The organism is Stenotrophomonas sp. GD04024 (assembly GCF_029837545.1).
GTDB lineage: Bacteria > Pseudomonadota > Gammaproteobacteria > Xanthomonadales > Xanthomonadaceae > Stenotrophomonas > Stenotrophomonas forensis.
In genome coordinates this window covers 1-26529 of record NZ_JAOEDV010000063.1, presented here as the reverse complement: position 1 = coordinate 26529, position 26529 = coordinate 1, and the positions used below count along the sequence as shown (strand labels likewise).

Below are 26529 nucleotides of genomic sequence, written 5' to 3'. Positions count from 1 at the left end.
GCCCGAACGCCCAGCCGCCAGCGGCTGGGCCGGACCCCGGAGGGGGGTTTACGGCGTGTCCTGCCAGCCCACACCGCCCCGCCAAACCATCGGAAAACCAGAGCCGCTTTGGCTTTGGCTTTGGCTTTGGCTGTTGCCGGCCAGCGGCCGGCACTACCGCAGGTGCAGGGCGCAGCCCTGCCGACCCACCCTCCCCTGCGCACGAAAACGTTTCCACTGATTTCAGCAAACCGTCATCCCTTCGCCACGCCAGTACCATATTGCGCAGCAGCATGCGCCCGCGGGCGACCCATGCTAAAAAACGCCCGCCCATCGCTTAGATCGATCCAAGACGACATTGCGATGGCCGGGAGTTGGGGAAGCAGTCACAGGACGTACCAGGCCACGCGCACGGTGCCACTGCCACTGCATGGCGATAGCGACAATGTCACTTCAAATTAGATCGATTCAAGTTGTCCGTGCCACGTCACCGGATCAGTCCAGGAGAGAGGGAGAGATGGGAATGAAGCATTCAACACGTACGCACGGCCAGGACGCATTGTCGCTGGCCATCGCGCTGGCCCTGGCCGCCGCCGTCATTCCGGCCGGCGCCGCCGCGCAGCAGGCCGCTTCCACCGGCTCGCAGGACGCCACCACCCTGGACAGCGTCCAGGTCACCGGCTACCGCTACGCCATTGAAAAGAGCCTGGAGCAGAAGCGCGACGCCAATGCCGTGGTCGAAGTGATCACCGCCGAAGACGTCGGCAAGTTCCCCGACAAGAACGTCGCCGACGCACTGCAGCGCGTGCCCGGCGTGGTCATCACCCGCAGCGGTGGTGAGGGCAAGAGCGTCAGCGTGCGCGGCCTGGCGCCGGACCTGACCCTGACCCAGTTGAACGGAAACTATGTCGCCACGTCGGAAACCAACGACGAAGCGACCCGCTCGTTCAACTACACCCTGCTGCCGTCGAACATGTTGTCCAGCGCGGAGCTGTTCAAGTCGCCGGAAGCACGCATCGACGAAGGCGGCATCGGCGGTACGGTCATCCTGCACACCCGACGTCCGCTGGACATGGAATCCAACTCGGGCTTCGTCACGCTCGAAGGCACCTCCTCCGACACCCACCACGATATCGACCCGCAGGCGTCGGCACTGTACTCGTGGCACAGCAAGGACGAGCGGTTCGGCGTGCTGGTCGGCGTGACCCAGCAGAAGCGCACCACCCGCACCATGGAAGCCACCACCGAGGACTACCAGTGGTATGGCGCCGGCAAGGCGCGTGATGCCAATGGCAACGTGCAGTCGCAGGATGGCATCCACTACTGGTGGGGCAAGTCCGGTTTCAACAACCAGACCGGCGGCAACTACAGCGATTTCTTCATGCCGACGTCGGTCAACTTCGCGGTGAAGGAAGAGAAGCGCGAGCGCAAGGGCGGCCAGCTGACTTTCCAGTTCAAGCCGGTCGACAACGTCACGATGACCGCCAATTACTTCCGCTTCGAGTTGCAGGGTGACTACACCCAGAACATGCTCAAGATTCCGGAATGGAGCATGGCGCGCTACAACCAGGACGGCAACTGGGACGGCGGCCGGCTGCTCAACGGCCTGGACTTCGACCCCAGCGGCAGCATCGTCACCGGTGGCCAGTTCGAGAAGCTTCCGGGCAAGGCCTACATCTGCAGTGAAGACCAGGCCAAGGCCGCCGGCCTCAAGCCCGGCGGCTGGGGGCCGGACGACTGCACCATGCCTACCCCGCAGCTGACCGGTGGCTACAGCAAGGAAAAGGCGCTCTCGCAGACCGCCGACCTGACCATCGACTGGGACATCAGCCCATTGTGGAAGGCGTCGTTCACCGGTGGCCGCACCTGGTCCGAGGGTGGCCCGTCGATGAACTTCCGCATGTCGGCCAAGCCGCGCCGCAAGGTCGGCAACGACTACCTGTCCGGCAACCAGTACAGCGCCTGGGACTTGACCGGCACGCCCTCGGCCACCTTCTCGCCCGACCTGCAGCAGCAGTTGATGAACGGCGTTGCCGAGGTGGACACCGGCTCGACCGATTCGTCGTGGAAGCGCACCGAGGTCAAGCAGAGCTACTTCCAGGCCGACGTCACCAAGCTGTTTGAATCGGGCTGGCTGGACTCGATCCAGTTCGGTGCCAAGTACCGCGACGGCAAGGTCCACCGCAACACCGGCAACACCTACTGGGTGTGCCCGGGCCGTGATCCGGCCGACTACAAGGACGGCCGTTATCAGGCCGGTTGCGACCCGACCGCCGGTGATGCACAGCCGGGCTTCTTCCTGTCCAATCCGATCAGCAACATCGCCGGCGGTTTCAACGCCAACGTGTTCCCGGGCATCAACTATCCGGCCTACATCGATTACCTGAACAAGACCTACGGCGGTTCGCACAACCGTACCGAGGACGACTTCGTCTACAACGTCAACGAGAAGATCTACTCGGGCTACTTCCAGGCCAACTTCCGCACCGAACGCCTGCGCGGCAATGTCGGCGTGCGCGTGGTGCGCACCAAGCAGTTCGCACAGTCTTCCGACTCGATCGAGAAGTTCAACGACTACTTCTTGGACAACGCGTCCGGCGCGCCGATGGCATGCACCGACCCGGCTGCCGCGGCTTATCCGACCTATGGCTGCGAGAGCGGCTTCGTGCGCCTGCCGTACGACCTGGCGCAGAGCAAGAGCTATGCGCTGATCGGTGTCGACCGCACCTATACCGACGTGCTGCCGAGCTTCAACATCGCCTGGGACATCACCGACACGCTGGTGCTGCGCGGCGCCGCGTCGAAGGTGATCGCCCGTCCGGGCTACACGGATATCGCAACCCCGGGTGCGTTGAGCTACTACAGCGCAGAGTACGTCGACGATCGCCGCGTGGCGGGCGGTGCGCCCAATCCGGGCTGGGCGGGTGAGGGCAGCAACAAGCAGCTGCAGCCCTTCAAGGCCACGCAGTACGATCTCGGCCTGGAATGGTACTTCCAGCCGGGCGCCGTGGCCGGTGTCGGCCTGTTCCGCAAGGACGTCAGCAATTTCACCGTGCCGGTCGTGCGCGACATGCAGATGAATGTCGGCGGTGAAATGGTGACCGTGCAGAACTACAAGACCAGGGCCAATGGCCAGGATGGCGTTTCGCAGGGCGTGGAGCTGTACGGCCAGTACACCTTCGATTTCGGCTTCGGCGTGCAGGCCAATTACACCTACAACGACACCAACCTGGCGTCGATCGTCCTGGACGGCCAGAACATCGGTTCGTCGCCGTTGGTGGGTAGCGCCAAGAACCAGGCCAATGTCACCGTGTTCTACGAGAACGACAAGTTCCTCGCGCGCGCGTCGTTCAACCGTCGCGGCGAAGTGGTGGGTGGCCTGCAGAACGGCATGACGGTCTACACCGAGCCGTATGACCAGCTGGATCTGAACGTGGCCTACAACCTGACCCCGGACTGGACCCTGACCGCGTCGGTGATCAATGCCACCAAGTCCGAGCAGCGCGTACACCTGGGCAACGACAGCAAGGCCCGCCTGATCTCCAACACCTACGCTGGCCGCCAGCTGTACTTCGGCGCCACCTGGAAGTTCTAAGGCCACACCGGGTTGCCCGGGGCCCGCTCCGGCGCAATCCACACCCCGCTCATGCGGGGACGTTCCTCCACGGCAGCCGCGCTGGTACAGGTGGCTGCCGTTTTCATTGATCCCTTTTCATGGGTGCCTTGCCGGCCGTTCAGCCCGGTGCTTGACCCTGCCATCGTTGGAAGGTGCACACTGGCTCCACCCCCAAGAGCACCGAAGGAGCTACAGATGGAATTCCATGTCGACGGCATGACCTGCGGCGGCTGCGCACGCAGCGTGACCCGCGCCATCCAGCAGATCGATCCGAATGCCAGCGTGGTCGCCGATCCGCCGACCGGCCTGGTCAAGGTGCAGACCACCGCATCGCAGGAGCAGGTCTTCGCCGCAGTGAACGATGCCGGTTTCCCGCCGCGTACTCCCTGACCTGCCGCCCTGCCCCGCAACACCAGGCCCGCCGGGTGCAACTGCACCCGGCGGGCTTTTTCATGCATGAGGTGTGGGTTCAATGCTTGTGCGCGCGCCGCCGCACCGCGCCGGTCTTCGCTGCATCGACCGGCACCGGCAACTCATCGCCGTCACCCAGCCGCTGCAGGATCGGGCACTCCGGGCGCTCGTCACCCGCGCAGCAGCTGATCAGCGACTTCAGCGTGTCGGCCATCTGCCGCATGCTTTCGATGCGCTGTTCCAGGTCGGCAATGTGCTGCTCGGCCAAGCGCTTGACGTCGGCACTGTGCCGCGAGGTGTCGTTCCACAGACCCAGCAGGTCGGTGATCTCGGCCACCTGGAAGCCGAGATCGCGGGCGCGGCGGATGAAACGCAGGCGGTGGATGTCCGCCTGCGAGTACGCGCGATAGCCCGACTCGGTACGATCGGCCGCGGGAATCAGCCCGATCTGCTCGTAGTAGCGGATCATCTTCGCCGAAACACTGGAGGCCTTGGCAGCTTGACCGATGTTCATGCGGCCCTCTCCTTTTCAATGGCTCGCGGCGGGAGCGTCCGCCATCGGTGGCTGGAAGCGGCGCAGGCGCAGCGCGTTGCCCAGCACGAACACGCTGGACAGCGCCATCGCACCGGCAGCGAACACCGGCGACAGCAGCACGCCCCAGACCGGGTACAGCACGCCGGCCGCGACCGGGATCAGCGCGGTGTTGTAGGCGAAGGCCCAGAACAGGTTCTGCCGGATGTTGCCCAGCGTTGCCTTCGACAGCGCGATGGCATTCGGCACGCCCTGCAGGTTGCCCGACATCAGCACCACATCGGCCGACTCCACCGCGATGTCGGTGCCGGTACCGATCGCCAGGCCGACATCGGCCTCGGCCAGCGCCGGTGCATCGTTGATGCCGTCGCCGACGAAGGCGACGTGCCCATGCGTGGCCTTGAGCCGGCGCACCGCTTCGACCTTGCCTTCCGGCAGCACCTCGGCCACCACCTCATCAATGCCCAGCTGGCGCGCGATCGCCTGCGCGGTGCCGGCGTTGTCGCCGGTGATCATCGCCACCTTCAGGCCCAGCTGGTGCAGCGCCGCGATTGCGGCCGGCGTGCTCGGCTTGATCGGGTCGGATACCGCGATGATCGCGGCCAGGCGGCCGTCGACAGCGGCATACAGCGGCGACTTGCCCTGCGTGCCGAGTTCCGCCGCCAGCGTCGAGAACGCGGTGATGTCCACGCCAAGATCGCGCATGAAGCGATCAGCACCGACCTCGACCCGGGCTCCATCGACACGGGCGCGCACGCCCATGCCGGTGACCGATTCGAAGTCGAGCATGGCCGGCAGCGCGATGCCCTGCCCGGTCGCCGCATCAACAATGGCACGGGCAATCGGATGCTCCGAATGTGACTCCACTGCCGCCACCGCTGCCAGCACCGTGCTGCGAGCGAAACCGTCGGCGATCTCGAGGTCGGTCAGGCGTGGACGCCCTTCGGTCAGCGTGCCGGTCTTGTCCACTGCCACCACCTGCGCATCCTTCAGCAATTGCAGTGCTTCACCCTTGCGGAACAGCACGCCCATCTCGGCGCCACGACCGGTACCGACCATGATCGAGGTCGGCGTCGCCAGTCCCATCGCGCATGGGCAGGCGATGATCAGTACCGCCACGGCGTTGACCAGCGCGAAGCTCAGCGCCGGCGATGGGCCGAAGATCAACCAGACCAAGAAGGTCGCCAGCGCGGCCAGCATCACCGCCGGAACGAACCACAGCGTGACCTTGTCGACCACCGCCTGGATCGGCAGCTTCGAGCCCTGCGCCTGCTCGACCATGCGGATGATCTGCGCCAGCATGGTCTGCGCGCCTACCGCCGTGGCCCGCACGGTCAGCGCCCCCTTCTGGTTGACGGTGCCGCCGACCACGCTGCTGCCCGGCTGCTTCTCGACCGGAATCGGCTCGCCGCTGATCATCGACTCGTCGATGTAGCTGCGGCCCTCGACCACCTCGCCATCGACCGGCACGCGCTCGCCCGGACGCACCTCCACCACATCGCCGCTCAGCACTTCATTGACCGGGATATCGACCGTGCGGCCGTCACGGATCACATGCGCGACCTTGGCCTGCAGGTTGACCAGGCGCTTGATCGCCTCGGACGTGCGGCCCTTGGCGCGCGCCTCAAGGAAGCGACCGAGCAGGATCAGCGCGACGATCACCGCCGCGGCTTCGTAGTAGACGTTCACCGTGCCCGCCGGCAACAGCCTCGGCGCGAAGGTCGCCACCACCGAGTAGCCGAATGCCGCAGCGGTGCCCACCGCCACCAGCGAGTTCATGTCCGGCGCAAGCCGCAGCAGTGCCGGGAAACCCTTCTGGTAGAAACGGCGGCCGGGAATGGCCAGCACCAGCAGGGTCAATGCGAACTGCAGGTACCAGCTGGCCTGCATGCCCAGGGTGGCCATCACCCAGCCGTGCATGCCGGGAATCAGGTGCGAGCCCATTTCCAGCACGAACACCGGCAGTGCCAGCGCGGCGGCCACGATCAGGTCGCGCTTCAGTTGCGCGCGCTCGGCATCCTTCTTTTCCGTCGCTTCGTCATCCGGTTGAACCCCAGCCTCGATGGCATGGGCGGCATAGCCGACCCTGTCGATGGCCGCCACCAGCGCGCCCACGTCGGCCACGCCACGCACCGTGGCGCGCTCGGTGGCCAGGTTCACGCTGGCTTCGCTGACGCCGGGCACCGCGCGCAGCGCGCGCTCGACACGACCGACGCAGGACGCGCAGGTCATGCCCTCCACAGCCAGCTCAAGGGTCGCAGCGGGTACGTCGTAGCCCACCCGCTCCACCGCCTGGATCAGCGCGGCGCGATCGACCGGACCGGACGCACGGATATCCGCACGTTCGGTGGCCAGGTTGACCGAGACGCTGCCCACGCCCTCGACCTTGGACAGCGCCGCTTCGACCCGGCCCACGCAGCTGGCGCAGGTCATGCCCTCGATGGGCAGGCTGATGGTGGGCAGGCTGGCGGGGGCTGCGCTGGCGCGGGGTGCACTCATGATCGGATTCCCATGGATTCCTTCTGGATGCGGACAGGCTAAACCTTGCCATCGTGGGAAGGTCAAATCCAGCCTGTCCGCATTTCCTGAATGGGCATCCAGGTGTCCGCATCCACGCATGGCGTGGATCTACCGCCGGAGGTGGGTCTCCTCAGAAGGTGAACACATACTCCAGTGCGAATTCGCGGCCGACCGCACCGAGCAGGCGGGTCGGGGCGAAGTCGTAGTCCAGCTTGTACGGGTCCTTGTGGTTCCAGCTGGCCGAGTTGAACGCGTTGTTGACGTAGACATTGACCTTGGCGCGTTCGGTCACCTGATAGCCCACATTGAAGTTCCAGGTAATGAACGGCCCGACCCGGCCGTAGTAGCGCGCGGTCTGCTGGCCGGCGTTCGGGTTCGGATTGGGCGAGCCGTCCGGTCGGGTCGCCGGCTCCAGGCAGTTCAGCGACGGACTGTCACTGGGCACGTAACCATCGGCGAACGGCAGGCAGCCGCCGGGGTTGTCCAGGCGGTCGGTACCCCAGTGGTAGCGCACGCCCGGCACCGAGCCGATGCGGTCGGCATAGACATTCGCGTTCCAGTTGCCACGCTGCCAGGCCAGGCTTGCGCGCAGCTTGCTGCGCAGGTCGCGGTCGCGGCGTTCCGGGTTCGGGTCGGCGGCGTAGCGCTGTTCCTTGGTCGAGATCTGGTTGGTGTAGTTCACGCCCAGCTGGAAGCTGCCCCACTGCGCGGTCTCCAGGCGGTAGCGCGCGGTCAGGTCGATGCCGCGTACCTCGCGGCTGGCCAGGTTGAACGGGCCACGCTCGATCGACACCAGGCGTCCGTTGCTGTCACGGTTCACGCGCGCCAGGATGCCCGCGCAGTACTCGCCGCCGGCCGGATTGGCCCACGGCGTGCCGTCCATGTTCTTGCCGGTCAGGCAGCCGGCCTCGCTGGCCAGCACTTCGTCGGCACCGACGTCGACGATCATGTCTTCCAGCTTGATCGCCCAGTAGTCGGCGCTGACCGACAGGTTCGGCATCACGTCCCAGACGAAGCCGACCGTCCACGAATCACCGGTTTCCGAGCGCAGCAGCGGCGTGCCGCGCCGGTTCACATCGAACGTGTACCAGACGTCGGTGTTGCCCACGCCGCAGTTGTTGACCAGGTAAGCACCGCTCTGGATGCAGCGCAGGCGGTCATAGGTCTGCACTTCGGAACTGCTCGGCTGGCCCAGCAGGTAGTGCATGTCCGGCGCGTGGAAACTGGTGGCATACGAGCCTCGCACCAGCAGCGATTCGACCGGGCGCCATTCCAGCCCGACGTTCCAGGTGGTTTCCTTCTGGCTGCCGATATTCAGGGCGTCGCTGCTGTCGTCGGCCTTGTAGCTGCCATAGCGGTCATAGCGCGCCGCCGCGGTGGCGATCACGCTGTCCAGCAGCGGGATCTTGAACTCGACGCCGGCCGAGTAGCGCGTGCGCTCGCCGCCACCGCGGTCGACGTTCTGCAGGTCGAAGTTGATGCCGGCGCGTGGATCGGGACTAAGGTGATAACCCTGCTGCGCCACTTCGGCCACGGCGGCGAACGAAATCGGGCCGGCCCAGCCCTGGACCAGTTCACCGGTGATGTCCGCCGAGGCCTGGTTGACCCAGGAGCTGGCGCGATTCTTCGCAACGGTCCCCATCTGCCAGTACTGCTCCGGCGTCAGCGGGTTCCACCAGCGTGACTCGTTCAACGCATAGATCGCTTCACCCCCGGCGGTGGTGCCCAGCCGTGGGCCGAGGAAGTAGTCGTAGGACTTCTGCTTGTCCACCACGTTCTGCCGCTCTTCCACGCGATAGTAGGAGCGCCCCACCGTCGCACTCCAGTCGAAGCGATCGGCCAGGCGACCACGCAGGCCGGCGCTCCAATCCCAGGACAGTTCGCGGTTGGTGTTGCGCAGCGTGTCCAGGCCGCCCACTTCGTTCGGGGTGAACTGGCGCACGCCGAGGATCGGGCGGTTGCGGTTCGCATCCCAGTAGTAGCCATTGTCATCGTCGATCAGCGACACGCCGGGCGGGTTGGTGCCCCAGATGGCTTCGGAGTGATACACCGCCAGGTTGGTCCACGCCTGCAGGTCATTGCTGAAATCGAAGGTGGCGTACAGGTTGCCGGAGACGTTCTCGGCGCCGCCGGTCAACAGCCAGTTGGCGTAGTCGGCGCTCATGCCGCACAGGCGGCCGGTGTTGGTGATGGTGTTGGCGGCGTAGTTGTAGACCAGGCGATCGGCGGTGTAATACTCGCCGTTGAACTTCTCGCAGGTGCCTGCCGGCGGCGCCAGGCGCTGGCCCGTGGTGGGATCGATCAGCGCCAGGCCGGCGGTAGGTCGGAAGCCGACCTTGCGCTGTTCCATGTTCCAGGAGGAGTACGGCGCATCATCGGCATCGTCCATCTGCGGGCGATCACGGCCGAACAACGGATCGCGCTTGGTGTACTGCAGCGCGTAGGTCACGCTCCAGGTGTCGCCGGTCTTGCCACCTGCCCAGGACAGATCCCAGGTATCACGGCCGCCTTCAGTGGAAGTACCGCCGCGCACACGCACTTCGTCGCCGTCATAGTTGGTTTTCAGAATGACGTTGACCACGCCGGCGATCGCGTCCGAGCCATAGATGGCCGAGGCACCGCCCGTCAGCACTTCGATGCGCTCGACCGCCGCAGCCGGAATGTTGCCGTAGTTGGAGAAGTTGGTTTCACCGCCATAGGGCAGCGGGTAGTCGGCGACGCGACGGCCGTTGACCAGCAGCAGCGAGCGGTTCGGGCCCATCCCGCGCAGGTTCAGGCCGCTGGCATTGGGCGTATGCGAGCCCCACTGCGACGCCGCTTCGACGGTACCGGTTGCTTCGGTGAGGGTCTTCAGCGCGTCGTACACGCTGACAAAGCCCTCCTTCTGGATCTGCGCGGCGGTGATCACGTTGACCGGCGCCGGGCCTTCGACGCTGGCGCGCTTGATGCGCGAGCCGGTAACGGTGACCGCATCGAGATCCTTGGTGGACGAACTGGAACTTTCCTGCGCGCTGGCCGCCAGGGGCAACAGGGCCAGGACCAGAGCCTGGGACAGCAGGTGACGGCGCTTGCGGACGGACTGAGCCATGGGTGGTTGCTCTTCGAAGGTGTGGACGCACGGACGGGTGGTGGCGCGGCACTACGGCTGATCCGGGCGCCTGGATCGGTCCAGGACCGATGCGGCACCCTCCCCTGTGGATCGATCCAAACTAAAGCACAGCTGAACCACATCCGGCATGCGGCGACGCAGCAACAGGCCGCGGATTGCCGCTACCGGCCGCCGTTGGCCATGACAATCAAATAGTTGCCAGACAATGCTGAGAGAACGGCGCAGAGATCGATGACACGATCGCGACAAACGCGCGCGGAACGGTTTTGTCCGCCCTCAGCGGCTTCTATCACTCGATTGAGCCGGGACGAAACGGCCATTGCGGAGTGCATAGCGGCTTGAGGCCTGTCCGTCGGGCCCTGCACCCCACCACGTGATGGTGAACCCGTCGTTCTGCCAGACCACGGAGGAAAAGTCGGACTCACTTTCGGAACTTCCCGAGTTCTGGCTAGCCAGGGACACGGCCTCAAGGCAACTACTGATCAGCATCCTGCCCCGCTCGACAGGCGTGGGCGGGATCAGTTCGTAGACGAAGAGTTGGATCTCGCGCCCCGCGCCACAACGGCCCATCGGGTTATCGGCGTTTGAATCTAATACCTGGTACACCGCGCGAAAGCGCTGGTTTCCAATCAGATGTACGCGCGTGTCGACGAACGCACCTTTCGCAGCGGGAGTCAGCGTCACCCCGCCCAGGACAGCGTCGATGCGGCTTCCCTCGGGACCGGCAGCCCTCCAGATCAATACGGGTGACTGCCCCTCTTCCGCAGCTGTTACGGCGGCGGGCAGCAAACACAGAACCAGCAAGAGCAGTCGAGGCATGCAGAAGGAGAATCGTTGCCACCAGGCGTTGGGCCCCACTGTCGGCACTCCCAACCAGATCGTCCATCCCAAAGTACGGATGCCCCTGCATTCCGCTGTTTGGCGGACGGCCTGGCCATCCGCACGCGTCAAAAGCGTCACTTTTCGGCAACGCGTGCCTATCCGGGTGGGGTCAGAGCCCTGCTGCGAAGAGATCCGACCCCGGGCTTGCGATCAGCCGTCCAGCGCTTGCCGTAGTGCCGCCACGGTCGCGGTGGCGGTCTGGCTCCAGTCCGGGTCCAGGCCGCGCAGCGCCGGATTATGGAACTGCATGGCCGAGCGTCGCAGGCCCTTGGCTGAAGCATGCAGTTCGGTACAGCCGCTGCGTCGCGCGACGCCCGCGATGTTGCCCGGGGCCAGCCCCGCGCCGGCCATCACCGTGATGCGGCCAGCGGCCTGCGTGACCAGGCCCGCCAGCACATCGGCACCGGCCTCGGCGCTGACCTGGCCACCCGAGGTCAGCACCCGCTGGCAGCCCAGACCTATCACCTGCTCCAGCGCCGCCGGCAGATCGCGGGCTGCATCAAAAGCGCGATGGAAGGTCACCTGCAACGGCCCGGCGGCCTGCACCAGTTCACGGCACAACGGCAGGTCGATGCCACCCTGCACGTCCAGCGCACCAATCACTACGCCATCGCAGCCCAGCGCGCGGCACTGCGCGATGTCACGCAGCATCAGTTCGGTTTCCAGCGCGTCGTAATGGAAGTCGCCCGGGCGTGGCCGCACCAGCACGAACAATGGAATCGACAGGCGTTCGCGGGCAATCGCGATGCTGGCGAACGACGGCGTGGTGCCGCCCTCGGCCAGGTTGTCGAACAGCTCGATGCGGTCTGCGCCGCCGGCCTGGGCGGCCAACGCCGAAGCCAGCGAGTTGCTGGCGATCTCCAGGCTCAGTCGCGTGCTCATGCCTGAGTGCTCGTGTAGATCGATGGCGAATCGCGCAGGTCATCCTGGCGCTGCGCATCGCACACCGCGTAGACGAAGCCGCGATGCAGTGCATAGGCACCCACCTCGCCCTGCTTGTTCATCGCCAGGAAGCACACCTGCAGCGTCCTGCTCGCTTCCGGGCGCTTGCGCACCACGCGGTCGATCGCCTCGCGGCAGGCCTGCGCCGGCGAGCGCCCCTGCCGCATCAGCTCGACCACCAGGAAAGAAGCGGCGTTGCGGATCATTTCCTCGCCCACGCCCGACGCGGTGGCGGCGCCGACCTCGTTGTCGACGTACAGGCCGGCACCGATGATCGGGCTGTCGCCGACCCGGCCGTGCAGCTTCCAGGCCATGCCACTGGTGGTGCAGGCACCGGCCAGGTGGCCCTTGGCATCCAGCGCCAGCATGCCGATGGTGTCGTGGTTATCGCTGTTGCCGGGGATGCCCCGGCGCTCGGCATTGATCTGCGGCTGGTACTTCTCGGTCTTCAGCCATTCGCGCCAGGCGGCTTCGGCCTGCGGCGTCAGCAGATGTCTGCGCTCGAAACCCTGCTGCATCGCGAACTGCTGCGCGCCGTCGCCCACCAGCAGCACGTGCGGGCTGTTCTCCATCACTTTGCGCGCCACCGACACCGGATGCAGGATGTCGACCAGCGCGGCCACCGCACCGCAGCGGCCATCACCGTCCATGATGCTGGCGTCCAGGCTCAGCACGCCATCGCGATCCGGATTGCCGCAATGGCCGACGGTGGGGTTGCACAGTTCGCTCTCGGCCCAGCGTGCGCCCGCCTCGACGGCATCCAGCGCGCTGCCTCCCTCTGCCAGCACTTTCCATGCGGCCTGGTTGGCCGGCACGCCGAAGTCCCAGGTGGAAACCACCTTGGCCCCACCCTGCGTACGCGCCTGCACGCCCGGCAATGCCGCCATGCCTGCGGCCAGCGCACCGGCCTGCAGGAACTGCCTGCGATCCACCATATTCCCCTCCCAGTCTGCAATGCACGAAATGCACGACCAGCCCGATGCCGGCCCTGCCGATCAGTCGTGCGTGGGCTGCCGTGCGGCGTGCCAGACCGCTGCACCGAGCACGCCCAGCTGGCCGTGCTCCACGCGCCATACCGGCACCTGGCGCAGCACCTCGCTCAGCACGCCCTTGTTGAGGAAGCGCGCGCGGAAGCGGCCATCGGCCAGGAAATCCTGCACATGCGCGGAAATGCCACCGGCCAGGTACACCGAGCGCGCGCCGACGGCGATCGCCGCGTCGCCGGCCAGGCTGCCCAACCAGGCACAGAACACCTGCAGGGTCTCCACCGCCAACGCATCCTCGCCACTGCGGGCGGCGCCGATCAGCGCCTCGGTGCTGGTCCACACCGGAGTGGCGCCGCGCAGTTCGCACAGGCACGGATACAGGTTCATCAGGCCACTGCCGGACAACACGCGTTCGTTGTCCACGTGCGGCCAGCGCTGCAGCAGTTTGCCCAGCACCTGCAGCTCCAGCGCGTTGCCCGCGCCGAGCGCGGCATGGCCGATCTCGCTGGCCAGCACCGGGCGTTCGCCATCGGCAAAGCGCAGCGCGGCACCGAGTCCGGTGCCGGCGCCCAGTACCAGTGCCGGGAACGCCTGCGCCGGATCGGCGTCGCCGTTCAAGGGCACCAGGGTATCGGCCTGCAGGTAAGGAATGGCCAGCGCCACGGCTTCGAAATCATTGATCAACTGCAGTTCGTGCAGCCCCGACTGCGCGCGGGTGGCCGACAGCGACACCGTCCACGGCAGGTTGGAGTTGATCAGCACATCGCCATCGAGCAGGCCGGCAATGGCCACCACTGCGGTCTTCACCGGCTGGCCAAGGCCCGAAGTGAAATCAGCCAGGATCGCGGCCAGGCTTGGATACTCGGCGCAGGCATAGGTGCGATGGCTGCCCAGGCGCGGCGGCTGCCCGGCCAGCGTCTCGGCCAATGCCAGGCGAGCGAAGGTGCCGCCGACATCGGCGACAACGAGACGGCGCGGAAGACCGCCGCGGGCGGAGTCGGTGGAAACCGGGGACGCTGCTGCGATGGTCACGCGGGCCTGCTTGGATCGATTGAATCGCCCCGATTCTCAGGCATCGGGGCGGCTTTGCCTAGCGCGCCGGTGGTTCAGGTTGGCCTACATGCCTTCCTGCTCGGCCACCTGCACACCATCCACCAGCACACGCAGGCGCTGCGGGCGGAAACCGGCGAACAGCAGCGGCCGGGTACGTTCGACCAGCACTTCATGGCCGGCGATGTGGCGCAGCCACGACTGTACCAGCGAGAACGAGAAATGCGTGCCCGGGTGCCACGGATGCTGCACCCAGACCTTCTCGGTGGCGCTCTGCAGCAGCATCGCGCCGGTGAACCAGTGGCGGCTGAGGGTGACCGGCGTAGTGCCGGCCATGAAACGGATATCCATGCGGGTTCCTTTCGCTGGAGCGGCACTGCCGCGGGTCAGGGCTGGGCAGTCTGCAGGCTGTAGCTGGTGGTGGCGGTGAACACCGCACCGTCGGGCTGGGTGGAACGCACCTCGACCTTGTGGCTGCCCACGGCCAGGTCGGTCGGCAGCGCGCCACGCCACAGGTGCGGCGACGCGGTGGCCTCCGGCGAGCGGTCATAGCCACGCAGCGTGACGGCCAGGTCGTCGGCAACGTTCTCCACCATCAGCCGCGGATCGGGCTGGCTGACCTGTTTCATCGGCTGCCAGGCGCCACCATCGACGCGGTACTCGACCACGCTGGCATCCTCGCCCATGTAGACGTTGGCGTAGATGCCCCACGCCGGGTAGGCGCCCTGGCGCAATACCTTCGGTGCATGCAGGCCGATCTGCTCGCTGGCCGGCTTGCCGGCCACGCGGTACTGCAGGCGATAGCTGCCGTTGCCAGCGACGTCGAGCAGCGCGTAGCCCTTCGGCGTGCCATCGCTCATGGTGCTGTCCGGTACCCCGGCGGCATTCTTCACCCCCGACCAGAACGCACCGCAATTGGCACCGACGTTGTATTCGTGCAGCGGCTTGTCGCCGTTCCAGCCCTCGGCCCTGCCGTGGTAGACGTGTTGCTGGGTGTGGCTGTGGCCGCTCAGCACCAGCACGTTGCGGAAGTCCTTGAGCAGGTCGAACAGGCGCTGGCGGTCGGCGTGACGGAACGTCTCGCGCCCCGGCGCAGCGTCGAACAGCGGGATGTGCATGCCCAGCACCAGCAGGCGGTCCTTGTGCAGGCCCTTCAGGTAGCTGGCAAGGAACGTGAACTGGTCTTCGCGCAGGCCACCGACATACTTCGGCCTGGCCTTGGGGTCGTACACCACGTCGTCGAGGAACACGAAACTGGCGCCGCCCTCTTCCACCGCATAGGTGTCCGGACCATAGATGTTGCGCCAGCTGTCCAGCGAATGCGCGTCGCTGGCCGCATCGAAATCGAGATCGTGGTTGCCTGGCACATGGAACCACGGCACGCCCAGCGACGTGGTGACCTTGTTGATCACCGGGTACAGGGTCAGGTCGTCGTTGACGATATCGCCCAGCGTGGTGCCCATGCGCGCCCTGGTCTGGCCGACCAGCGGCGCCACGATCGACTGCTGGTAGTAGCCGATGTCCTTCAGGCTGGCGGTCTGCGAATCGGTGAACACCAGCATCTGGAAGCCACGGCGGCTGTCATGGCGGTCCGCCTGCAGGGCGAAATCCCAGTTGCGGGTGACGTCACTGGTGGCGGCGATGCCGCCGTACTTCAGCGCCGGCGAACCATTCGGGCGATAGTGCCGCCAGAACGCCGGCAGGCCGTCGCCCGCCTTCGGGAAGGCGTAGGCATCGGGCTTGATCACGAACACGGTCTGGCCATCGCGCACCGGCAGGCTGTAGCTGCCGTCGGCGGCGGTCTTGACGATGGTCTCGCCGTTGGAGACCTGCACCCCGGCCAGGCCCGGATCGGTCGCGCCCCGGCCCGGCTTGCCGTCGCGCTCCAGATAGACCTTGCCGCTGACCACGGTATCCGCGGCCCAGGCCGGCGAAGTCAGCAACAGGCAGCACAGCCAGGCGGCAGGCAGTTTCATGGGACGGTCCGGGAAAGAAGAAGACCCCCTATTGTAGTTTCCGTTGATGACATCGCGCACGCGTGGCGCATTGCCGGTAGTGCCGGCCGCTGGCCGGCAACATCATGATCGTCGGGTATCGTGTGGTTGCCGGCCAGCGGCCGGCACTACCGCACCTCAACGATGGCGCTTTTCCAGCACCGCCCGCGCATCGTCCAGCGACAGCCCGCGCGCGCGCAGCAGTACCAGCAGGTGATACAGCAAATCCGAGGCCTCACCCAACAACGCCTCATCATCCTGCGCCACCGCCGCCAGCGCGGTTTCCACGCCCTCCTCGCCCACCTTCTGTGCGATACGGCGGATGCCGCCCTCGAACAGGCTGGTCGTGTAGCTGCCCGGCGGGCGCTGCGCCTCGCGCATCGCCACCAGCTGGCCCAGCCCGCCCAGGAAGTCCTTCGGCGCCTGGTCGAAACAGCTTTCGGCACCGGTATGGCAGGTCGGTCCCGCCGGACGTGCCATCACCAGCAGCGTATCGGCGTCGCAGTCGACACGGATCGACTGCACCACCAGCACGTTGCCGGACTGCTCGCCCTTGGTCCACAAGCGCTGCTTGCTGCGGCTGAAAAAGGTCATGTGACCGATCGCCAGCGTGGCCGCCAGCGATTCGGCGCTCACGTAGCCCAGCATCAGCACCTGCAGGGTATCGGCATCCTGCACCACGGCCGGCAGCAGGCCGTCGCCCTTGCCCCAGTCCAGCGCCTGCAACGCGTCCGTTGACGGCCTTACTTCAATAGACATCCCGCACCTCGATCTGCTGTCCGCGCAGGTAGCGCTTCAATTCCGGAATGGCGATGGCGCCGCTGTGGAACACACTGGCAGCCAAAGCGCCGTCGACGTCGGCCTGGTCGAAGGCCTCGGCGAAATGCTCCATCGCACCGGCACCCCCGGAGGCGATCAGCGGCACCTGGCACAGGGCCCGTGCCTGCTGCAGCTGGGCGATATCGTAGCCACGGCGCACGCCATCGCTGTCCATGCAGTTCAGCACGATTTCGCCGGCCCCTCGCTGCTGCGCCTCCACGATCCAGTCCAGGGTGCGCATCGGCACCGCCTGGGTCTTGCCCGGGTCACCGCTGAAGCGACGCACGCGCCACTGCCCATCGGCCTCGCGCACCGAGTCGACACCGACCACCACGCACTGCACGCCGAACTCGTCCGCCAACTCGGTGATCAGCTCCGGGCGACCCAACGCCGGCGAGTTGATCGACACCTTGTCGGCGCCGGCAAACAGCACGCGGCGCGCGGTTTCCACGCTGTCGATGCCACCGGCCACGCAGAACGGGATGTCGATCAGGCGCGCGATGCGCTCGATCCAGGCCACGTCCACCGAACGCGCCTCGGGACTGGCGCCGATGTCATAGAACACCAGCTCGTCGGCGCCCTGGTCGCGGTAGCGCTGCGCCAGCTCGGCGATGTCGCCCATGTCGACGTGGTCGCGGAAGCGCACGCCCTTGACCACGCGCCCATCGCGCACGTCCAGGCAGGGAATGATGCGGCGGCTCAACATGCCAGCGCCTCCGCCAGGTTCATGCGCTGCTCCAGCAAGGCCTTGCCGAGGATGGCGCCGCCGCAGCCGGCATCACGCGCCTCGCCGACATCGGCTACGTCACGGATGCCGCCTGACGCCTGCACGGCCACGCCCGGCAATAGCGCCGAGAGGTGCGCGTACAGCCCGATGTTCGGCCCGGCCAGCATGCCGTCGCGGGCGATATCGGTGCACAGCAGGTGGCGCATGCCGGCACGCGCGTAGCGCAGGGCCAGGTCATCCAGGGTCACCCCCGCGTTCTCGGTCCAGCCGTGCACCGGCAGCTGCCACTGGCCCTGTGCATCCTGCCGCGCGTCCAGCGCAATGGTGATGCGTTCGGCGCCGAACTCATCGAGCCATCCGACCACCTCATCGGGGCGGCGCACCGCCAGTGAACCGACGACCACGCGACCGGCGCCGGCGTCGAGAATGCGTGCCACGTCGTCGCGGCCACGAACCCCTCCACCAGTCTGCACCTGCAGCGTCGTCTGCGCGCGGATCGCTGCCAACAGCGGCGCCAGGGTGTAGCCACCGGCACGCGCCGCATCCAGGTCAACCAAGTGCATCCACTGCGCGCCCTGCGCGGCGAAGGCCTGCGCGCGCGGCAATGGATCATCGCCATACGAGGTTTCCTGCGCGTAGTCGCCCTGGCGCAGCCGCACCACGCGGCCATCACGGATATCCAGCGCGGGGTAAACGATGAAGCTCATGCAGCGGTGCCCTCAAGGAAGTTGCGCAGCATCCGCGAACCGGTTTCGCCCGAGCGCTCGGGGTGGAACTGCGCGCCGTAATAGCGCCCCTGCTCCACCACCGCAGTGAACAGGCCACCGTGGTCGCAGGCGGCGACGGTGTGGGTATTGAGTGGCGCGGCATAGCTGTGCACGAAGTAGGCGCTGGCGCGCTCCGGCACGCCCTGCAGCAGCAGCGATTCGCGCAGCGGCAGCAGGCGGTTCCAGCCCATGTGCGGCACGCGGATGCCACACGCTGGCACCAGCTTGCGCACTACCCCGGGAATCAGCCCGAGTGTCTCCACGCCGGCTTCCTCGGAACGCTCGAACAGCAGCTGCATGCCCAGGCAGATGCCCATCAGCGGCACCTCCAGTCGCTGCAACGGCTCCACCAGCCCCTGCGCATGCAGGCGCTGCATGCCCGGGCCTGCGGCACCCACGCCCGGCAGAATCACCCGCTGCGCGCCGACCAGGCCGTCCGCATCACGCACCAGCCGTACCGTCGCCCCCAGGCGCTCGAGCGCATAGCGCACCGAGCCCAGGTTGGCGCCGCCGGCATCGATCAGCGCGACGTCGCTCACAACGCCCCCTTGGTGCTCGGCAACGCCGTACCCTGGCGGGCCAGTGCCGGGCGCAACGCGCGCGCCAGGGCCTTGAAGCAGGCCTCCACTTTGTGGTGATCGTTGTCGCCGCGCACCTGCAGGTTGAGGTTCAGGCCACTGGCATCGCACAGCGAGCGGAAGAAATGCGGTACCAGCTCGGTTGGCATGTCGCCCACCCGCTCGCGCTTGAACTCGCCCTCGAACACGAAGTACGGGCGTCCGCTGAAATCCAGCGCGGCGCTGGCCAGCGTTTCATCCATCGGCAGAGTGAAGCCGTAGCGGCCAATGCCGCGTTTGTCGCCCAGTGCTTCGCGCAGCGCCTGCCCCAGGGCAAGACCCGTGTCTTCGATGGTGTGGTGCTCGTCGATGTGCAGGTCGCCCTCGGCCTGGATGTCCAGCGCGAAGCCACCGTGCTTTCCGATCTGTTCGAGCATGTGGTCGAAGAACGGCAGGCCCGTGGAGATGCGCGCATCGCCGACTCGATCCAGGTCCAGCTCAACGCGGATCCTCGTTTCTTTCGTATTGCGCTGGACCACTGCGGTACGCGGTGCGTCGGCCAGGGCGTGGGCGATGCCCGGCCAGTCCCACTCACCACCAAATTGTTCGGTGCGCAGCTGGAAGCCACGGACGTTGAGGTTGTCGGCAAACTGCAGGTCGGTGATGCGATCGCCGACCATGCCCGAACGCGCCCAATCGATGCTGCGGTCCTGCAGGTAAGCCGTCATCAGGCCGATGCCCGGCTTGCGGGTCGGCGCATTGTCCTGCGGCCAGCTGCAGTCGATCAGGACGTCACGGAAGGTGATGCCCTGGCTTTCGAAGATCTGCAGCATCAGGTCGTTGGGACCCTCGAAGCTGGCACGCGGATAGCTCTCGCTGCCCAGGCCATCCTGGTTGGTGACGATCACGAACTGGTAGCCGGCGTCGCGCAGCTTCAGCAGCGCCGGAATCACCTGCGGCACGAAGCGCAGCTTCTCGTAGGCGTCGATCTGGAAGTCGGCCGGCTCCTCGATGAGGGTGCCGTCGCGGTCGATGAACAGGATCGGGGTCATGCGGCGGCCCTCCGCGCCGACAGGGCCGCAAGCACGCGGTCATTCTCTTCGGGGCTGCCGATGCTGATGCGCAGCGCGTCGCCCAGCTGCGGCGCGGCGCGCTGGTCACGCACCACCACCCCGGCATCCAGCAACGTGTCGAATGTGGCCTGCGCGTCGGCAAAGCGGACCAGCAGGTAGTTGCCGGACGAGCGGTACACGCGGCGAACGCCGGGCAGGCCCGGCAAGGCGGCAGACAGGCGCTCGCGCTCGGCGATGACCATGGCCACACGCTCGGCCGTACGCGCCAGGGCAGCCGGTTGAAGGGCCTGCACGGCCAGTTCCGCACATGGGGTCGGCACCGGGTACGGCGCCTGGCAACGGCGCAGCACGGCGATCAGATCCGGTGCGGCAATGAGGGCTCCGACGCGCGCCGCAGCCAGTGCATGCGCCTTGGACAACGTGCGCAGCACCGCCAGGTTGGCATGCGCGGCCAACAGCGTAGTCGCAGATGCACGCTGCGCGTACTCGACGTAGGCCTCGTCCACGACCACCAGCGCTTGCCCGCGCAATGCAACCGCCACACGCTCGACCTCGTCCAGGGCGATGTCACTGCCAGCGGGGTTCGACGGTGCGCACAGAAATACCAGCTTGACGCGCTGCTCCCGTGCCGTGCGGATGACCGCATCGAGATCGGCGCGCAGGCCATCCTCGCCATCGACCAGCGGCACATCAATCAACGGCGCACCCTGCAGTCGCGCGCAGACGGCATACATGCCGAACACCGGCGAGGTCACCAGCACGCCGTCGCGACCCGGCACGCACAGGGCGCGCACCAGCAGATCGATGGCTTCGTCACTGCCACGGCCGACCAGCAGCTGCTGCGGCGTCACGCCGTACAGCGCTGCCAGGCCCTCACGCAGCGCCAACGGCTGCGGTTCCGGATAGCGCCGGCTGCTGCCTGCGGCATCGGCCGGATTGGCCCAGGCCGATTCGTTGGCGTTCAACCAGACCTCACCCTGCACCGCCGCGCTGCGCGCCGAGCTGTAGCCGGCGAAGGCCTGCAGATCCGGGCGCACCAGCGCCAGCACATCGTCAATGGCGCTCATGCCGCCACCTCCATGCGCAGCGCCACCGCACGCTCATGCGCATCCAGGCCTTCGGCACGGGCGATGATGCGCGCGCAGCCACCAATCGCTGCCAGGCCGTCGGCGCTGGCACTCTGCACGCTGATCAGGTTCTGGAAGCTGGCCACGCTGACACCACTGTAGGCACGCGCGGCACCGGCGGTAGGCAGCACGTGGTTGGTACCACTGCAGTAGTCGCCCAGTGCTTCCGGGGTGTAGTCGCCGAGGAACACCGAGCCGGCGGCCTGCACCTGGCCCAGCCAGTCGCGCGGTTCGCGCAGGGCCAGGATCAGGTGCTCGGGCGCATAGCGGTTGCTGATCGCAAAGGCCTCGTCCAACGTCTCGACCTGGATCAGCCGCGACGCCGACAATGCCTGGCGCGCGATCTGCTGCCGCGGCAGCAATGCCACCTGGCGCTCTACTTCCGCCTCAACCGCGGCCAGCATCGCCGCGTCGTCGGTCAGCAGCAGCACCTGCGAATCCGGGCCGTGCTCGGCCTGCGACAACAGATCGGCAGCGACGAACGCTGGGGTGGCGCCGGCATCGGCAATCACCAGCACTTCCGACGGGCCCGCCGGCATGTCGATGGCGGCGGCGCCGCCCTGCGCGACCTGCTGCTTGGCTTCGGTGACGAAGCTGTTACCCGGCCCGAACAGCTTGTCGCAGGCCGGGATGGTGGCGGTGCCATAGGCCATCGCGGCGATCGCCTGCGCGCCGCCGAGCTTGAACACGCGCTGCACGCCGGTCAGGCGGGCGGCTACCAGCACCGCCGGATCGGCGCTGCCATCGGCACGCGGCGGCGTGCACAGCACCACCTGCGGGCACCCGGCCAGCTGTGCCGGCACGCCCAGCATCAGTGCCGTGGACGGCAGCGGCGCGCTGCCCGCCGGCACATACAGGCCGACGCGGCCGATCGGCCGCAGCATGCGTTCACAGACCACGCCCGGCGCGGTTTCAACTGCATAGCCTTTACCCATGCCGGCGGCGTGGAAGCGCGCGATGCGCTCGGCGGCGTCCACCATCGCCTGGCGCAGTTCGGCGGGCACGGCGGCTTCAGCAGCGGCGAATTCGGCTTCGGAAACTTCAAACGAGGCCAGCTCGACACCGTCGAAGCGCGCGGTGATCGCACGCAGCGCGTCGTCGCCCAGTGCACGCACCTGCGCGATCAGCGCGGCCACGGCATCGCGGGTCTGCTGCGCCACGGTCTGCACCGGGCGGGTCAATGCCGCGCTGCGGGCGGGCTCATCAAGTCGGGACCAGATCAGACGGTTCATGCCAGCGACCGCTCCACGCTCAGTACCATCAGGCCCTGCGCACCGGCGCGCTCGAGTTCTTCCATGCGCTGCCAGCTCAACGGGCCGGGGCACATGGTCTGCAGGCGCAGCGCGCCGCCATCGGCCGGCAGCCGCACCAATGGTTCGGCATCAGCCAGCAGCTGTGCCAGCGCATCGACGCGATCCTCGCTGGCGCGGAACATCAGCAGCTTGCGGTCCTGGCGCTGCACCACGCCATCGAGGCGGCGCAGCAGCATCGCGCGCAGCGAGGCGCGCGCATCGTCCGGCTCGCGCACTGCACCGGCCAGCACCGCTTCGCTGTCGAGCAGGTTGTGCACCGGGGTCAACTGGTTGGCGCGCAGCGTGGCGCCGCTGGACACCAGATCGCAGATCAGGTCGGCGGTGCCCAGGCGCGGAGCGATTTCCACCGAACCGGACAGCTCGACCACCTGTGCGTCCACGCCCTGCTGGGCCAGCCACTGCGTGAGGATGGCCGGATAGCTGGTGGCGATGCGGGTACCGGCCAGCTGCGCCGGGCCCTGCCACTGCCATTCCTCGGGCACCGCCAGCATCAGCCGGCACTGGCCAAAGCCCAGCCCACGCAGCGCCTGGTAGGCGTCGGGCAGGCCGATCTGGCGGCGTGCCGCGGCCTGTTCGTCCAGCTCGTTGCGACCGACGATGCCGAGGTCGCAGACGCCGTCGGCGATCAGGCCGGGGATGTCGTCGTCGCGCACCAGCAGCAGGTCCACCGGCAGCGATTCGCCGTAGCAGAACAGCTTGTCACGGCTCTCGCGCCAGCTCAGGCCGCAGGCGCTGAGCAGGTTGCGGGCGGGTTCGGCCAGCCGGCCACTCTTCTGGATGGCGATACGCAACCGGTCTCGTGCCGGCGCTGCCTGGGTTGCACTCATGGGGGAGGTCTCGAAGGTCGGAACGGGGCGCGGATCAGCGCGAAGCAAGGCGGTCGATGGCGGCGGCATAGCCTCGATGGCCATGTTCGAGCGTGCGCGCCACCCGCCCGGTGGTGGTCACGCTGACGCCGGTGCGCTCGTGGATCTCGCGGTATGGCACGCCCTGCTGCAGCAACGGCACCACTTTCCATCGATCGGCCATGGCTTCCAGCTCGGCCGGGGTACACAGGTCACGCAGGAAGGCCTCGACCTGTTCCGGCTCGCGCAGCGCGGCAAAGGCCTGGGCCAGGGCCTGCAGGTCGGCCTTCGGGTCTTTGGCGGCAATCTCGGGGCGGGCTTTCACGGGGTCGTTTCCATGCATCAATGTAATAGCGCGCTAGTACATTAACGCATTCTTGCGCAGTGCGTCAAATCGTGGCTTGGGGGGCATGGCAGGGCTGCCGCCCTGCACCCGCAGAGGCAAGAGCCAGAGCAACAGAAAAGGCGGCTTCCCGAGAGTTGGCGGGATGGATCCGCTTGAGGGGGGCGCTGCAAGTACGTCCGTGTAAGCTCGGTCGCCGCATCCATGCGGCTCACGCCCCCTCAACCGGACCCACCCCGCCTTCGACAGTGGCCGCGATCTGCTGGATCTCGCTGGGAAAGTGATCGAGAACGGCTTTTGTAGAATCGAGCCATGCTCGACTGCTGTTCGCCCTGAAACGCAGAACGCCCACCAAAGGGCGGGCGTTCTTCTTTCAGATCAATAACCTGGCTCGAATCAAGGCTGGCAGCGGACCTCCGCCTGCAGCGCGCCACGCCGCAGGCACTCCCCGAACAGGCTGCCCTGCCGGCTTGGCACGGACTGGGTGTTCTCCAGCTCACCTGCGCCCGTCGGGCACTTCCGCGAGGCCAGGGCCCGCAGGTCCTCCTCCAGCTGCGCGCGATCGATCACATGGCAACGATCGACCTGCAACCGGTACTGCGCCTTCTCGATCCGGGCGCTGTGCAGCGCCGGATCACTCTGGCAACCCGCCAGCAGGAGCACGCTCAACGCTCCTGCGGCGGCTCGCTTCATGCCATCGCCTTGGACTGCTCCAGCTCCACCTGCAGCGTGCTGGCCAGCTCGTCGCGCGATACTTCGAACTGCTGCTCGCGCAGCAGGTCCTTCACCGCCACCACGCCGCGGGCCAGCTCGTCCTCGCCCGCCAGCACCACGAAGCGGATGCCGGCCTTGGCCGCGTACTGGAACTGCTTGCCGATCTTCTTCGGCTCCATCTGCACCTCGGTGTTGATGCCACCGGCACGCAGGCGGCGGGCGATATCCAGCGACTGCGGCATGCCCTGCTCGTCCATCAGCGCGACCAGTGCCTGCACGCTGCTGCCTTCGATGCCATCGATCAGGCCAGCCTCGCGCAGCTGCCAGAACAGGCGCGACAGGCCGATGGAGATGCCCACGCCCGGTAGCTTGGACTTGCTGTAGTGGCTGGCCAGGTCTTCGTAACGGCCGCCCGAGCAGATCGAGCCGATCTGCGGGTGGTCGGTCAGCGTGGTCTCGTAGACGGTGCCGGTGTAGTAATCCAGGCCGCGGGCGATGGAGAAATTCAGGCAGTACGCGGATTCCGGCACGCCCAGCGCCTGCACCAGCTGCAGCACTTCGCGCAGCTCGGCCACGCCGGTACGCAGGGTTTCCGACGAAGCCGCACCGGCCTCCAGCGCGGCCAGCTGCGCGAGCGCATCGGCATGGCCCTGCGAACGCACGGCGACGAAGGCCAGGATCTTCTCGACCTGCTCGGCCGGAATGCCGAAGTCCTCGCCCACCAGCGTCTCGCGCACGTAGTCGGCGCCACGCTTGTCCAGCTTGTCCACTTCGCGCAGCACGGCCAGCTGGCGTTCGCCCTCGGCCACGCCCAGGCTCTCGAAGAAACCGCGCATCAGCTTGCGGTTGTTCAGCTGGATGCTGAAATCACCAATCCGCAGTTCCGAGAACACCGCATGGATGACCGCCAGCACTTCGGCGTCGTAACGCACGCTCAGGCTGTCCTTGCCGATCACATCGATGTCGCACTGGTAGAACTCGCGGAAGCGGCCGCGCTGGGCGCGCTCGCCGCGGTAGACGCGCTGCATCTGGTAGCGGCGGAACGGGAAGGTCAGTTCATGCTCGTGCTCGGCCACATAGCGCGCCAGCGGCACGGTGAGGTCGAAGCGCAGCGCCATTTCCGGCAGCGAGCGGTCGCCCGATTCGGCGGCATTGGCCAGCGCACCGGTGGACTGCACGAAGTACACCTGGCGCTCGGTCTCGCCACCGGACTTGGTCAGCAGCACGTCGGACAGCTCGAACACCGGCGTCTCCACCGGCAGGAACCCGAAGCGCTCGTAGTTGCGGCGGATCACGTCCAGCATGCGCTGGAACGCAATCTGCTCGCGCGGCAGCAGTTCAAGGGTGCCGGGCGGGGTACGGGGCTTGATCACGGGCGGAACTCCTGCTGGAACGGGACGTGGGAGGGGGCGACATTCTAGCGCCCCCGCCTCGGGCAGGGTCGAACGGCCGCTTGAAGTATCATAAGGCCCTCCCCGACCGCGATACGCCCCCGCAACATGTCACGGCCTTCCGGCGCTCCGCCCGCCAACAACGATCCCGCCTCGCCGTCCTGCCCCACGCTGGACTGCCTGCACTGCTCGGTTCGCCACCTGGCGGTGTGCTCGGCGCTGTCGCCCGACGAAGTGCAGGCGTTGGAGCAGGTCACTGTTTCACAGCAGGTCAGCATGGGCAGCACGCTGGCCCGCACCGGCGAAGAGCGTGACCATGTCTATACATTGACCGCCGGGGCGCTGCGCCTGGTGCGCACCCTGGCCGACGGCCGCCGCCAGATCAACGGTTTCGTGCTGCCCGGGGACTACCTCGGCCTCAGCAGCAGCGATCATCACCGCTACGACATCGAGGCCATCGCCGACAGCCGCGTGTGCCGCGTCGCACTGCCGCAGATGAAGGTGTTGCGCAGCCGTTTCCCGCACCTGGAGCGCAAGCTGCTGCAGCGCGCCTGCCAGGAACTGGATGCCGCGCAGGACGCCGCATTGGCACTGGCGCGCCTGCAGCCGGCCGAGAAGCTGGCCGACTTCCTGCTGCGCCTGGCCGCGCGCGAGGCCCGCCTCGGCGGTGACGGCCTGCGCGTATCGCTGCCGATGGGCCGCGGCGACATCGCCGACCATCTCGGCCTGACCATGGAAACGGTCAGCCGCACCTTCACCAAGCTGCGCCAGCAGGGCCTGATCGCCCTGCCCCACCTGAACGTGGTGGAGATCCTCGACGAGGACGGGCTGC

Annotated in this window: 23 protein-coding genes; 3 read left to right on the top strand and 20 right to left on the bottom strand. The window is 67.1% G+C overall.

Annotated features, from left to right (window positions below):
- Nucleotides 1-496: 496 nt before the first annotated feature.
- Together N7590_RS16855 and N7590_RS16850 are read left to right on the top strand one after the other, a co-directional pair.
- Nucleotides 497-3574: a TonB-dependent receptor gene (locus N7590_RS16855; RefSeq protein WP_164241114.1), complete on the top strand. Its 3078-nt coding sequence runs from the start codon at nt 497-499 to the stop codon at nt 3572-3574.
- A 216-nt stretch (nt 3575-3790) separates the two neighbouring features.
- Nucleotides 3791-3985, top strand: coding sequence for a heavy-metal-associated domain-containing protein (locus N7590_RS16850; RefSeq protein ID WP_053449609.1), 195 nt, complete (start codon nt 3791-3793; stop codon nt 3983-3985).
- Nucleotides 3986-4064: 79 nt separating this feature from the next.
- Here the strand turns inward: N7590_RS16850 and cueR are convergent, their stop codons facing one another.
- The 20 genes from cueR to hisS form a co-directional block, all read right to left on the bottom strand.
- On the bottom strand, nt 4065-4520 hold the full coding sequence (cueR, locus tag N7590_RS16845; protein WP_164087071.1) for a Cu(I)-responsive transcriptional regulator: 456 nt from the start codon (nt 4518-4520) through the stop codon (nt 4065-4067).
- A gap of 15 nt (nt 4521-4535) precedes the next feature.
- Nucleotides 4536-7037: a heavy metal translocating P-type ATPase gene (locus tag N7590_RS16840; protein ID WP_164241113.1), complete on the bottom strand. Its 2502-nt coding sequence runs from the start codon at nt 7035-7037 to the stop codon at nt 4536-4538.
- 151 nt (nt 7038-7188) lie between these two features.
- A complete protein-coding gene (locus N7590_RS16835; RefSeq protein WP_164241112.1) occupies nt 7189-10146 on the bottom strand; it encodes a TonB-dependent receptor in 2958 nt (985 codons plus the stop codon).
- A 297-nt stretch (nt 10147-10443) separates the two neighbouring features.
- Nucleotides 10444-10986: a hypothetical protein gene (locus N7590_RS16830; protein WP_204275097.1), complete on the bottom strand. Its 543-nt coding sequence runs from the start codon at nt 10984-10986 to the stop codon at nt 10444-10446.
- A 213-nt stretch (nt 10987-11199) separates the two neighbouring features.
- A complete protein-coding gene (locus tag N7590_RS16825; RefSeq protein ID WP_164241111.1) occupies nt 11200-11931 on the bottom strand; it encodes a copper homeostasis protein CutC in 732 nt (243 codons plus the stop codon).
- Nucleotides 11928-12926 carry a N(4)-(beta-N-acetylglucosaminyl)-L-asparaginase gene (locus tag N7590_RS16820; RefSeq protein ID WP_164241110.1) on the bottom strand — a complete coding sequence of 333 codons (999 nt, stop codon included), beginning with the start codon at nt 12924-12926 and terminating at the stop codon, nt 11928-11930. The genes N7590_RS16825 and N7590_RS16820 overlap by 4 nt, the downstream gene beginning before the upstream one ends.
- Before the next feature lie 60 nt (nt 12927-12986).
- Nucleotides 12987-14009 (bottom strand): glucokinase, encoded by a 1023-nt coding sequence (locus N7590_RS16815; protein WP_053511626.1) that lies wholly within the window; start codon nt 14007-14009, stop codon nt 12987-12989.
- 84 nt (nt 14010-14093) lie between these two features.
- Entirely contained in the window at nt 14094-14378 is a 285-nt protein-coding gene (locus N7590_RS16810) for a hypothetical protein (RefSeq protein WP_006436871.1), read from the bottom strand.
- Between the two features lie 35 nt (nt 14379-14413).
- On the bottom strand, nt 14414-16003 hold the full coding sequence (locus tag N7590_RS16805; protein ID WP_164241109.1) for a calcineurin-like phosphoesterase family protein: 1590 nt from the start codon (nt 16001-16003) through the stop codon (nt 14414-14416).
- Between the two features lie 156 nt (nt 16004-16159).
- On the bottom strand, nt 16160-16780 hold the full coding sequence (gene hisIE / locus N7590_RS16800) for a bifunctional phosphoribosyl-AMP cyclohydrolase/phosphoribosyl-ATP diphosphatase HisIE (RefSeq protein ID WP_164241108.1): 621 nt from the start codon (nt 16778-16780) through the stop codon (nt 16160-16162).
- Nucleotides 16770-17546, bottom strand: coding sequence for an imidazole glycerol phosphate synthase subunit HisF (hisF, locus tag N7590_RS16795; protein WP_053512035.1), 777 nt, complete (start codon nt 17544-17546; stop codon nt 16770-16772). The genes hisIE and hisF overlap by 11 nt, the downstream gene beginning before the upstream one ends.
- Entirely contained in the window at nt 17540-18274 is a 735-nt protein-coding gene (hisA, locus tag N7590_RS16790; RefSeq protein WP_053512036.1) for a 1-(5-phosphoribosyl)-5-[(5-phosphoribosylamino)methylideneamino]imidazole-4-carboxamide isomerase, read from the bottom strand. Before hisA ends, hisF begins: the two co-directional genes overlap by 7 nt.
- Complete coding sequence (gene hisH, locus N7590_RS16785) at nt 18271-18873, bottom strand: imidazole glycerol phosphate synthase subunit HisH (protein WP_164241107.1); 603 nt, start codon at nt 18871-18873, stop codon at nt 18271-18273. The genes hisA and hisH overlap by 4 nt, the downstream gene beginning before the upstream one ends.
- Entirely contained in the window at nt 18870-19943 is a 1074-nt protein-coding gene (hisB, locus tag N7590_RS16780; protein WP_164241106.1) for a bifunctional histidinol-phosphatase/imidazoleglycerol-phosphate dehydratase HisB, read from the bottom strand. Before hisB ends, hisH begins: the two co-directional genes overlap by 4 nt.
- A complete protein-coding gene (gene hisC / locus N7590_RS16775) occupies nt 19940-21031 on the bottom strand; it encodes a histidinol-phosphate transaminase (protein WP_164241105.1) in 1092 nt (363 codons plus the stop codon). The genes hisB and hisC overlap by 4 nt, the downstream gene beginning before the upstream one ends.
- Nucleotides 21028-22323 carry a histidinol dehydrogenase gene (hisD, locus tag N7590_RS16770; RefSeq protein WP_053512040.1) on the bottom strand — a complete coding sequence of 432 codons (1296 nt, stop codon included), beginning with the start codon at nt 22321-22323 and terminating at the stop codon, nt 21028-21030. The genes hisC and hisD overlap by 4 nt, the downstream gene beginning before the upstream one ends.
- Nucleotides 22320-23231, bottom strand: a complete 912-nt coding sequence (gene hisG, locus N7590_RS16765) for an ATP phosphoribosyltransferase (protein ID WP_164087083.1) — start codon at nt 23229-23231, stop codon at nt 22320-22322. The genes hisD and hisG overlap by 4 nt, the downstream gene beginning before the upstream one ends.
- 34 nt (nt 23232-23265) lie before the next feature.
- Nucleotides 23266-23574 (bottom strand): YerC/YecD family TrpR-related protein, encoded by a 309-nt coding sequence (locus tag N7590_RS16760; protein ID WP_008267046.1) that lies wholly within the window; start codon nt 23572-23574, stop codon nt 23266-23268.
- Between the two features lie 414 nt (nt 23575-23988).
- Entirely contained in the window at nt 23989-24285 is a 297-nt protein-coding gene (locus N7590_RS16755) for a hypothetical protein (protein WP_164241104.1), read from the bottom strand.
- Nucleotides 24282-25679 (bottom strand): histidine--tRNA ligase, encoded by a 1398-nt coding sequence (hisS, locus tag N7590_RS16750; RefSeq protein ID WP_053449593.1) that lies wholly within the window; start codon nt 25677-25679, stop codon nt 24282-24284. The genes N7590_RS16755 and hisS overlap by 4 nt, the downstream gene beginning before the upstream one ends.
- A gap of 126 nt (nt 25680-25805) precedes the next feature.
- On the opposite strand from hisS, the gene N7590_RS16745 reads away from it, so the two are divergent.
- Nucleotides 25806-26529 (top strand): helix-turn-helix domain-containing protein (locus N7590_RS16745; protein WP_279935740.1); only part of this gene is annotated, 724 nt, incomplete at its 3' end.